General features: G+C 47.5%; 6 protein-coding genes. All 6 read left to right on the top strand.

Annotated elements, in window-relative coordinates; genetic code table 11:
• The first annotated feature begins 18 nt into the window (after positions 1 to 18).
• Positions 19 to 3912, top strand: a complete 3894-nt coding sequence (gene dnaE, locus HMPREF1091_RS06480) for a DNA polymerase III subunit alpha (protein WP_021736295.1) — start codon at positions 19 to 21, stop codon at positions 3910 to 3912.
• Positions 3913 to 3979: 67 nt separating this feature from the next.
• Complete coding sequence (locus HMPREF1091_RS06475; RefSeq protein ID WP_002564007.1) at positions 3980 to 4408, top strand: FKBP-type peptidyl-prolyl cis-trans isomerase; 429 nt, start codon at positions 3980 to 3982, stop codon at positions 4406 to 4408.
• A 289-nt stretch (positions 4409 to 4697) separates the two neighbouring features.
• The gene (locus tag HMPREF1091_RS06470; protein ID WP_002564006.1) at positions 4698 to 6488 is read left to right on the top strand and encodes a phosphotransferase; all 1791 of its coding nucleotides are present in this window, start codon (positions 4698 to 4700) and stop codon (positions 6486 to 6488) included.
• Positions 6489 to 6505: 17 nt separating this feature from the next.
• Complete coding sequence (locus HMPREF1091_RS06465; RefSeq protein ID WP_002564005.1) at positions 6506 to 7444, top strand: DMT family transporter; 939 nt, start codon at positions 6506 to 6508, stop codon at positions 7442 to 7444.
• 85 nt (positions 7445 to 7529) lie between these two features.
• Positions 7530 to 9437 (top strand): YidC/Oxa1 family membrane protein insertase, encoded by a 1908-nt coding sequence (locus HMPREF1091_RS06460; RefSeq protein ID WP_002564004.1) that lies wholly within the window; start codon positions 7530 to 7532, stop codon positions 9435 to 9437.
• Positions 9437 to 11602, top strand: a complete 2166-nt coding sequence (locus HMPREF1091_RS06455; RefSeq protein ID WP_002564003.1) for a sulfatase-like hydrolase/transferase — start codon at positions 9437 to 9439, stop codon at positions 11600 to 11602. Before HMPREF1091_RS06460 ends, HMPREF1091_RS06455 begins: the two co-directional genes overlap by 1 nt.
• Positions 11603 to 11625 lie beyond the last annotated feature (23 nt).

Genomic DNA, 11625 nt, shown 5'->3' with positions numbered 1-11625 from the left:
TGTATGGGGGTCACTCGGATGGCATTTGTCCACCTACATAACCACTCTGACTTTTCTATTTTGGATGCTGCAACACGCATTTCAGAAATGGTAAAGAAAGCGGTAGACGAGCATATGCCCGCGCTTGCTCTTACCGATCATGGCTACATGTTTGGTATCCCCAACTTTGACTTGGAGTGTCGTAAGTACAATGACAATGCTGCGGATATGGTGCAGTGGCGTCATGATATTGAGTGCTTTCAAAAAGGCTTTGAGCTCAAAGAGCCTGCTGCTGATGGCTTAGATGCCCTGTCGCATGACCGTGCTCATGCACAGTGGGAGGCAGATGTTGCCATTTGGAATCAAACCCATGATCTTGAGGCGGTCAAAGCTAATAAGCCTGAGCTGCTTATTCAACCTATTTTTGGATGTGAGGCGTACTTCATTAAGGATGAGTGCATTCCGCGCGGCACCAAACAGCAGCGTTTTCACCTTATTTTGTTGGCAAAAAATGAGACAGGCTATGTAAACCTTATTAAGTGCATGTCCCAAGCTGCTGGTCACGAGATGATGTATTACAAGCCTCGCGTGAGCTTGGATATGTTGCGTACCTACCATGAGGGTATCGTGTGCTTGAGCGCTTGTGTGCAGGGCATTATTCCCTGGAATGTACGCAATGGTAATTTTGAAGAGGCAGAGCAGTGGGCACTCACCTATAAAGAAATTTTTGGTGATGACTTCTACCTGGAGATCCAAGACCATGGACTTCAGCCACCAGAGTGGAACGGCTGGAGTGACCGTAGCCTTTCTGAGCATCTGGTAAAGATGGGGGATCGTTTAGGCATTAAGGTAGTTGCCACAAACGATGTGCATTACCTCAGGCGTGAAGATGCAGATGTGCAGGATATCGTGAGCTGTATCGGTACCGCTTCTCGTATTGATGATACCAATCGTAAAAAGATGGATGGCACCGAGTTTTACATGAAAACAGAAGCAGAGATGCGCTCCATTTTTGATTGGTGTCCTCAGGCGCTCGACAATACACTTGAGGTTGCTCAAAAGTGTAAGTATGAGCTGGACTGGTCCAGCATGTATCTTCCTCAGTACCCTGGTTTGCGCGAGGGAGAAACCGCAGAAGCCCGTTTTCGCGAGGAGTGCGAGAAGGGCCTTGCCATTCGCTATGGTCAAAATTGGCGCGATGTTGTGATCAATGGTATCAACGTACAAGAGCGTTTTGAATACGAGTACAAGGTCATTTGCGATAAGGGCTTTGCTAATTACTTTCTTATCGTTCAAGACTACGTGCAATGGGCTAAGGATCAGGGTATTGGTGTAGGTCCAGGTCGTGGTTCTGCTGCCGGTGCTATTGTTGCGTACGCTATGAACATCACAACCTTTGATCCTTTGGAAAACGGTCTGATGTTCGAGCGCTTTTTGTCGCCCGAGCGCTCCGAGATGCCCGATATTGATATGGACTTTGAGGACGAGCACCTACAGGATGTTTTGGCTCATGTGCGTGAGGTCTATGGAGAAGATCACGTTTGTAAGGTAATCACCTACTCAACCATCAAGGCTAAGCAGGCCATTAACGATGCAGCGCGTGTGTTGGGACAGCCCGTCTACGCAGCTCAGCGTTTGTCCAAAATGCTATCCAGTGATCCTAAACTTGAACTTTCTTATGCCTTGCATAGGAGTGAAAAACACCCCGAGCAATTCTCGCCAGACTTTGAGCAAGTCTACAATGAGGATGCCGAGGCGCGTGCGGTTATTGACGCAGCTCTTTCCATAGAAGGTCTTACTCGTGGTGAGGGTGTTCATGCCTGTGCTACGCTCATTGCTCCTACGCCGGTAACGGACCATGTGCCCACCAAGTTGGATACCAAGGGTGACGTTACCATTACTCAGTATGAGGGCCATTCGGTAGCAGATATGGGCCTGCTCAAGATGGACTTTTTGGGCTTACGTACCCTTACGGTTATCAATAAGGCCTTGCGCAATATTAAGGCAGCGTATCCCACGGCTGCAGATATTCAAAAGATGTCTCAGGCGGTGCAAGATACGCTCAAGCCAGGCGCTACCAGTGTAGATATTGATGTCGATAAGATCGATTTTTCTGATCCTAAAATTTATGAACTGCTGGGCTCCGGTCATACGGCTGGTATTTTCCAAGTTGAGTCCGCGGGTATGACGGCAACCATTAAGAACATGCAGCCCAAAAAGTATAGCCAGATCGTTGCTCTTATCGCCCTGTATCGCCCAGGTCCCTTGGGTGCAGGTATGGTTACCAGCTATATCAACCGCATGAATGGCAAAGAACCCGTTGTCTTTTACGATGACAGGTTGGGAGAAATTCTTAATGAGACCTATGGCACCATTGTGTACCAAGAGCAGGTCATGCAGATCTCTGTTAAGATGTCCAACTTTAGCGCTGGTGAATCTGATTCTCGTATTCGTAAGCCGGTGGCAAAAAAGAAAATCAAGTTGCTTACCAGCACGGTGTTCCATTGGGATAACGGCAAGGATGAGACCACCTATGACCACTGGATGAACGGTGCTTTGGACAACGGCTATGAACGAGCAACCGCACAAAAGATCTGGGACGATGTCCTTGAGTTTGCATCCTATGCGTTTAATAAGTCCCACTCCGCCGGTTATGCCATTTTGGTTATGCAAACCGCGTGGATCAAGGCGCATTTCCCCCTTGAGTACATGGCTTCCGTTCTTACTTCGTATATGGGCAAGACCGACAAGATTGTGCATTATGTTAATTCTTGCCGCCGCGAAGGTATTCAGATCCTGCCTCCAGACATCAATGAATCAGGTCGTGAGTTTACCGCTGTTGAGGGAGGTATTCGCTTTGGCTTTGCCGGCATCCGCGGTGTAGGTGATGGTGCTGCAGATTGCATCATTGCAGAGCGTCAAGCCAACGGTCCATTTAAGAACATCCATGATTTTGTCGATAGGGTAGATGCAAGCCAAGCAAATCGCCGCGTTGTAGAAGCCCTGGTAAAGGCAGGAGCTTTTGACTCCACCGGGTATACGCGCATGCAGTGCATGTCTTTTATCGATAAGAACAACTCTGAGAATATCATTGATGCAGCAACGCGCCACCAAAAGGACCGTGCCTCCGGTCAGGTTTCTATGTTTGATATGTTTGCGCAGACCGAAGGGTTTACCTCAGAGGTGCCAAAGCCCGATGGCATTGAGTGGGATCGTTTGATGAAGCTGGCACTTGAAAAAGATGTTTTGGGCATTTATGTTTCCGATCATCCTCTGGCACCGTATGAATATGCTTTGTCCAAAGCACGTGACTACACGCTTGATGCTATTGAGTCCGCGCAGGATGTAGAGGACTACGAAACCGGCGGAACAACCACGCGCTACCTCATTCCTGATGGCAAAACTATTTGGATTGCAGGTATGGTTTCCAGTTTGCAGCGTAAGTCCACCAAAAAAGGTGATCCCATGGCTGTGATTACGGTGGAGGATATGGAAGGGGAAGTTCCTGTTGTGGTCTTTCCTAAGCTGTATAAAAAGTCTGGTGCCGCCCTCATGCCTGCAGTTAACGAGCAAACCGGAGAAACAGCAGGCGAGGCGTTTGTTCGGATCAACGGCAAGCTTGAGCGTGGTGATCGTGGTGTACAGATTATTGCTTCTGAAATTGAGGCACTCCAGCTGGACGAGAAAAGCAATCAGCCCAAGTCGTTAGAGATTTTGCTGCCTTCTAGCAGTTTTTCTCGGCAGCTTATGGAAAGAATCAAGGCAATTATCTGCAAGTATGCTGGTTTTGATCGAGTAGAAATTCGCATGGAGATGACCAGCGGCGAGACCATGTGCATGGAACTGCCCTGTAGGGTAGACGCAGGAAACTTTGTGCTTCGCGCAGAACTTGATGATTTATTGCGCGGCGTGGGAAAGACTATGGTTGCTTAGGGTACCTTTACAGGGGCTTGATACGCAGCCATATATACAGCTATACACTCTATTGTAGGGAGAATACATGTCTAACAAGGGCAAAAAACTTTCTGTGCATTATCGCGGCACGCTTGAGGACGGCACTCAGTTTGATAGTTCCTATGATCGCGGCCAAACCCTGCAGTTTACCTGCGGCGCTGGTCAGATGATTGCTGGTTTTGATAAAGCTGTCGAGGATATGCAGGTAGGAGAAAAGAAAAAAGTTTTGCTCCAGCCCTCTGAGGCATATGGAGAGCGCAATGAGGATCTGGTGATTGCCTTTCCTAAGGGCAACATTCCTCAGGTTGAGCAGCTGCGTGAGGGTGATCATGTTTCTTTATCTGGCCCTGGCGGCATACCTATCCCTGCGGTTATTACACAGCTTACCGATGACGAGGTTTATGTGGATGCAAATCATGAGCTCGCAGGTAAGGCGCTCATTTTTGAGATCGAGCTCGTTTCTTGTGACGACTAGTGCATAAGCTGTGCTTTAGGCTTCTTGTGATGACGAGAGTTTCTCGCAGCGGCGTGTTACTCTAAACGAATAATCTCATACCTAAAATTTAACTTGCAGATAGAGGGGAGACAGATCTGTCTCCCCTTTGTGTTTGTTTGTGTTCAAAATATTTTTAAGATGAAAATAATTGAACGTTCAGTTACAATCAATTAGTCGTTAAAGTTGAACATCAGGTAGATGAAGCACACAACGGCACACAACAGTACATAACGATACATGACGGTAGAGCACGGTATTTGGAGCGACTATGGCTATCACAAAGAATGAGTTTCTGGTTTTACGCGAGCTCAAATCAGCTGACAAAACACCCAGTCAGCGCACACTCAGCCAGCTAACAGGGCTTTCTCTCGGTTCTGTGAATGCGGCACTTAAAAGCTGCGAAGCTACGGGATATATAGCAGATGGCATACTTACACAAAGCGGCGTTGATGCGCTTGAACCGTACAAGGTACACAATGCAATCATTATGGCAGCAGGACTGTCTTCTCGCTTTGCACCCATTTCCTACGAGCGTCCTAAGGGCTTGCTCCGCGTACGTGGTGAAATTCTTATTGAGCGTCAGATTGAGCAGTTGCTTGAAGCCGGTATTTCTGATATCACCGTTGTGGTGGGGTATAAAAAGGAGTACTTCTTGTATCTGCGCAGCAAGTACAAGGTACGCATTGTGGTCAATCATGACTATGCCGCCAGAAACAACAACAGCACACTGTGGTTGGTGCGCGAGAGGCTTTCCAATACCTATGTCTGTTCCTCGGATGATTACTTTACAATCAATCCTTTTGAACCCTATGTATACGAAGCGTATTATGCCTGCACCAAGGTCGAGGGGCCAACTCAGGAATGGTGCATTACTACCGGTGCAAACAATCGCATTACGCAGGTTAGTGTAGGCGGCGCTGATTCGTATGTTATGTTGGGCCATGTCTATTTTGACAAGGCATTTTCCGAGCGCTATAGGCAAATTTTGGAAGCGGTGTATGACAAGCCAGAGACTGCCGATAAGCTCTGGGAAGAGATTTACGTAGATCATATTTCCGAGCTTGCTATGGTTGCTCGTCCTTATGAAGAGGGTATCATTAATGAGTTTGATTCGCTGGATGAGCTGCGCAATTTTGATCAGTACTTTATGGAGAACGTCGATTCAGAGATTTTTGACAATATCGTAGAAATTCTCGGCTGTCAAAAGACCGACATTCATGAGTTTTGGCCACTTAAGCAGGGACTTACCAACCTTTCCTGCCATTTCTCGGTGGGCGAAGGTGAGCAAAAGAAAGAATATGTTTACCGTCATCCCGGCGTTGGTACAGAAAAAATGATTAGCCGTGCCAGTGAGGCGGCGGGTTTAAGGCTTGCACGTGAGCTTGGTTTGGACAGTACGTTTATCTATGAGGATGAAAAGCGTGGCTGGAAGCTTTCACGTTTTATCCCTCAGGCTCAATCGCTGGATACCAATAATGATGCCCAGCTCAAGCGCACTATGGAGATGTGCCGCCTGCTTCATGATTCCGAGGTACAACTGGAGCGTCATTTTGACTTCTATGAAGAAAGTTTGGCATATGAGCAGCTTTTATTAGAGCATGGCCCCATTGAGGTTCCTGGCTATTATGAGCTGCGTGATAAGGTCACCCGTCTTAAGGCGCATGCAACTGCTGACGGGTACCCCACCTGTGTTTGCCACAATGACTTCTTCCCCTTGAATTTCTTGGTAGAGGCAAACGGTCAGATGAGCCTTATTGACTGGGAATACGCTGGCATGTCCGATGTGGCCAATGATTTTGGTACCTTTGTGGTATGTAGCGAGCTGAGTGAACAACGCGCTGATCAGGCACTTGATTACTATTTTGGTCGTCCCGCTACGTTTGAAGAGCGCCGTCACTTTTGGTCATATGTCGTCTTTGCTGGTTGGTGCTGGTATTTGTGGTCTTTGGCCAAAGAGGCAGAGGGCGACAACGTAGGTGAGTGGCTCTTTATTTACTATCGCGCCGCAACTGATTATATCGGCAAGGTCCTGGACTGGTACGAAACCGAGCAGAAATAAGGCAGGGGAGAAGCATTATGAAGTACGGGTTGTTGAGTGGCATACTGTGGGGCATTGATACGGTTGTGCTTGGTATTGCCCTGGGCATGGGGCTGTATGTAGGAAATGCTCATGCTTCGTTTGTATCTGCTTGCATGCATGATATTTTTGCAGCGCTTATTTTGTTGGTGTGGATGGGAGCTCGCGGCCGTTTGAGTGATACCCTTGCGGCCATTAAAACGCGCAATGGGCAAGTTATTATGCTTGCCGCACTGCTTGGTGGTCCCATTGGCATGAGTGGGTATCTTGCTGCTATTGAGCACATCGGTCCTGGTTATACCGCTGCAATTTCTGCGTTTTATCCCGCGGTGGGAACCTTGCTTGCCGTGCTTGTTCTCAAGGAGCGTATGCAAGTCAAGCAGGTAGGCATGCTGCTGTTGGCTCTGTTTGCCATCGTGTGCATTGGTTGGTCTTCCACAACTGGTGGTACCATGGACAATCCTTTGGCTGGTATTTTTGGTGCCTTGCTTTGCGTAGCTGGCTGGGGATCCGAGGCAGTTATTCTCGCTTGGGGCATGAGTGGAGAAGCGGTAGATAATGAGACCGCCTTACAAATTCGCGAGACAACCTCTGCACTTGCCTATGTAGCAGTGGTTATGCCGCTTTCAGGCTCTCTGGGATCCTTTACACAGCTTGCTTTTACACCAGAAAATGCCGTTGTTGCCCTTGCTGCCTTAGCTGGTGTTGGATCGTATCTGTTCTACTACAAGGCCATTGACAGCATTGGTGCTGCACGCGGTATGGCTCTTAACATTTCTTATTCTGCTTGGGCAGTTTTGATCAGCGCCCTCATACTTCACGTAATCCCCAGCACTCTTGAAATTGTGTGCTGCATAGTCATTATTGTGGGAACAGTCTTATCTGCAACGCCCGATTGGGGGGAATTTTTAGTCAGTTCACGTAAAAAAGAAGAGTAAGACCTGGCTGACATTTAGGTTCATAAGAGAATGGTGTTAGAATACTGCGCGGCATAGTAAAACAAAATTATTTAAGGATTATTTCATGCTGCAGCCATTAACTAACCTCTTCCTTGCCATTGTCGATTGGGCACATGGTTTAACCGGAAGCTATTGGGTAGCAATCTTTGTATTTACCCTCGTTTCAAAGATTGTACTCATGCCACTCTCTTTGTGGTGTCAGAAGAATTCCATCGTTATGGTTCAAGTTATGCCAGACCTTTTCCAGCTCAAGGAAAAGTACTTTGGCGATAAGGAAACCATCGGTGAGATGCAAAGTGAACTGTATAAGAAGCATCACTATCACCCACTACTGAGCTTAATCCCTCTGGCGGTGCAGATCTTTATCCTATTTGCCTTGGTGGACGTTATTCATGCTATTACAGAGAGTGGAGCTGCTGGCACAGAGTTTTTGGGCTTGGTCCCCGCTGTCAATGGCGGTGCCTCCCTTATCATGGTTGTTGCAGCTACGCTTTCTGCGGTAGCTATGGGCTTTGCCTCTAATGTCATCAACCCGCTCCAGCGTGAACAGTCTACGGCCGAGAAAAACACCACTAACGGCCTTTCCATTGCACTTTCACTGTTCCTGGCATTTTATGTTGCCTGTGGCATGGCTTTTTACTGGGTATGCTCCAACTTGCTTTCTATTGTGGTACAGCTTCTGTGCAATGTTATCATTCCACCTGCAAAGTCCATTGACTATGAGCGCCTTGAGCAAACTCGTTCTTCTTACGAGGCCATGGTTAATGCTACTAAGTCTGAGCATAAATGGTGGCAGCGTGACCCTCACGCAGCTCGTGAGCGTGCAGACTACAAGCGTTTCTTTAAGATTGATAACAAGCACTTGGTGTTTTACTCCGAGGGCTCCGGCTTTTACAAGTACTTCCGCGGCGCCATCGAGTGGCTGCTCTCTCATTCCGACATTCGTATTCACTATGTAACCAGTGACCCTAACGATCAGATCTTTGATCTTGCAAAGTCTGAGCCTCGCATTCTTCCTTATTATTTGGGACAGCGTCGTCTGATCACGCTTATGATGAAGATGGATGCGGACGTCGTAGTTACTTCTTTGGGTGATTTGGATAACTACTATATCAAGCGTTCCTATGTAAGCAAGGATACCGAGTATCTGTACATGTGCCATCACATGACATCTATGACGGTAACCTCTACACGCGGTGAATACACCAACTATGATGGCGTGTTGTGCGTTGGTCCTCATCAGCAAAAGGATGCCCGTGCTGTCGAGAAGTTCTATGGCACGCGTGAAAAGAAATTGCCGCTGGTCGGCTACGATCTTCTCGATCGTGAAATTGCAGACTATGCTGCCATGGAAAAGACCGTTCATGAGCGTCCCGAGATTTTGATTGCTCCTACGTGGAACTATGACAACATCTTGGATTCTTGCATCAATGACCTGCTTGATAACCTGCTGGGTCATGGATATCACATTACGCTGCGTCCTCACCCAGAGTACATTAAGCGCTATAAGTCCAAATTGGATGCATTGATGGAGCGCTATGCTTCCACTCCTGCAGAAGAGCTGACCTTTGAATGTGACTTCTCTGGTCATAGCTCTATCTTGGAAGCTGATATTTTGATTACCGACTGGTCTTCTATTTCTGCCGAGTTCTCCTTCACTACGCTTAAGCCCTGCTTGTTTGTGGATACAACCATGAAGGAATTAAATCCTGATTGGAAGCAGATTACTGAGTGGACTCCCTCTGACATCAGCATTCGCAATGAGATTGGTCGTTCGGTGGATCCCAAGAACCTGAGCGGGCTATGCGAGACCATCGACGACATGGTAAAAAATCCCCAGACCTGGGCCTCTCAGATTGAAGACATTCGCAGCAACATGATTAGCAATTTGGGTCATGGTGGCGAGGCAGCAGGTAAGTTCATCCTCGATGAGGTACTTGCTCACCAAAAGGCAAAGCAGGGGGATAAGTAATGCAAACTAATAACAAGCACGTGAGGCATCTGAAACGTGCCCTTCTTGTCTGTGATGTAGTATTTGCTGCAAGTTTGCTGCTCATTTGGGCTCTTGCTGTACCTACGCCAGCTTGGGCCTATGTTGATCCTTCAGTTATGACTTACACCATTCAAGCATTGGCTGGTGTAGCGGTAGCGCTATCCGCTGTTGCTGGTATTGCCTTTAGGCGTTCTCGCAAGGTTATTCTTAAGCTTTTACACATTGAAGAAAGGCGTGAGGTAGAGGCTCAGGTCTCAACCATTACGCCCGATCAAAAAGCATCTGTTGATGCTGTTGCAAAGCAAGCACTTGCATCGAGTGTGATTGCACAAAACACCAGCTTGGGGTCTCATAATGAGGGCGAGTCCATCAAGTGGACAACCCGCTTGCTGGCTGCACTGTGCGTTTCGCTATTCTTTGCATTTACCCTGCTTATTGTGGCACCTTACGAGATTATTGCTGGTAATTCGGCAAGTTTGGTTTTTGGTATCTCTCAGGTATGGTGGGTCTTTATTCTCCCAGCACTGCTCGTAGCTGCGGTATCTACAGCGGTTTTAACGCTGCTGCGCAAGCGTGTCTTTAACCTGGGTCTTATGCTGGTCTTTGGCTTTACCTTAGCCTGCTATATCCAGGTTCTCTTCCTCAACATTGGCCTGCCAACCTCTACCGGTGCGACCATTGCTTGGTCTGACTACACTAAGATTTCTTGCTTTACTTTTGTAGTTTGGGCACTTATTTTTATCGCGCCCTTTACCCTCTCACAGCTTAATCGCAATCTGTCCCGTAAGATTGTAAGCATTGTTTCGTTAGCATTAATCTTGGTGCAGCTTGTAGGCGTGGGTAGCATATTTGCAAAGAGTCACCTGAGCAATTCAGATGCCCCTCAAGAAGAGTACACGGTTACCGAGAAGGGCATGTTTACCGTCTCTCCAAAGAAGAATACGGTTATCTTCGTACTTGATATGTACGATACGCCCATGGATTTAATTCCGCTTACCAAATCTAATCCAGACCTGCTCAAGGAAATGACAGGCTTTACCTGGTTCCAAAACGTTACCTCTGTTATTACGCCTACGCGTGATGCTGTACCTGCAATACTTACAAGCTATCAGCCTAATCATGATGCTAACTTTGACAAGATGGCATGGGATAGGTGGGACTATACTGACTTTATGGGTGATCTTACCAAGGCTGGATACGATATTGGTATTTATTCTGAGAACGTGAGTCCTCAGGTGGAGCAAGTCAGCAAGCGTGCTATGAACTTCTTGCCCAATGACGAGGCTGCGAGCAATGCTCCTAAACTCAATGTGAAGGGGACCCTCAAGGCTATTTATGAGTGTGCTTTGTTCCGTGATTTACCATGGCCCTTCAAGCCCTTCTTCTGGTTCTATACAGATGACGTTAACAATGCCATGATTAAGCGTGCGGATACCACGCAGAGCAACACCTATGATGATACGGTTCCGTACACCACCAATGACCCACTCTATTTCCAAAAACTCAAGAATGTCAGGCTTTCTTATGGTGACACCACCAAGGAAGGTAGCTTCCGCTTTATTCACCTGCTTGGTCCACACTGGCCCAATACTATGGACGAGAATGGTGTGGATATTGGTGAATCCACGCGCGCTCAGCAAGCTACGGGTTCTATGAATATCGTGAGTGAGTACATTCGTCAGCTCAAAGAGCTTGGTGTGTATGACCAGACAACCATCATGATCATTTCGGATCATGGCTATATGTCTGGTACGGGCAACCTGGATCTTACAACCTTTGCCGCTAATCCCATCTTCTTGGTCAAGCCTGCTCAATCGGCTCAAGCCGATGCAGAACCTTGCAAGATTTCCCAGGCGCCTCTGAGTTTGTTGGATGTTATGCCTACTGCGCTTACTGCTTCGGATGTTCCGATGACACGTCAAGGCGATGGTATGAATGCGTTTGATGTTACTGATCCCAACCGTCCAAGAATCTTTGAGATGTTAAGTAGAAATAGCAGCGGATTTGAGTATGGCGTTGTAGAGTACAGTATCATTGGTGATGCCAACGACTTTACTACCTGGAAGCCCACTGGCTGGGTTATGCACTATCCGCGTAATGAGGCATCCTGGTGGGAGGACCGCGGTTCTCGTACGGTTGGCTAGAGCGAAACTACTAGGAAATAAAA

The organism is Atopobium minutum 10063974 (assembly GCF_000364325.1).
Classification (GTDB): Bacteria; Actinomycetota; Coriobacteriia; order Coriobacteriales; family Atopobiaceae; genus Atopobium; species Atopobium minutum.
The sequence above is the reverse complement of the archived record's forward strand: the minus strand, read 5'-3'. Positions and strand labels throughout refer to the sequence as shown.

Coding starts and splice junctions, on each gene's coding strand:
- dnaE (WP_021736295.1), top strand. CDS start 19: ATGGCATTTGTCCACCTACATAACCACTCTGACTTTTCTATTTTGGAT.
- HMPREF1091_RS06475 (WP_002564007.1), top strand. CDS start 3,980: ATGTCTAACAAGGGCAAAAAACTTTCTGTGCATTATCGCGGCACGCTT.
- HMPREF1091_RS06470 (WP_002564006.1), top strand. CDS start 4,698: ATGGCTATCACAAAGAATGAGTTTCTGGTTTTACGCGAGCTCAAATCA.
- HMPREF1091_RS06465 (WP_002564005.1), top strand. CDS start 6,506: ATGAAGTACGGGTTGTTGAGTGGCATACTGTGGGGCATTGATACGGTT.
- HMPREF1091_RS06460 (WP_002564004.1), top strand. CDS start 7,530: ATGCTGCAGCCATTAACTAACCTCTTCCTTGCCATTGTCGATTGGGCA.
- HMPREF1091_RS06455 (WP_002564003.1), top strand. CDS start 9,437: ATGCAAACTAATAACAAGCACGTGAGGCATCTGAAACGTGCCCTTCTT.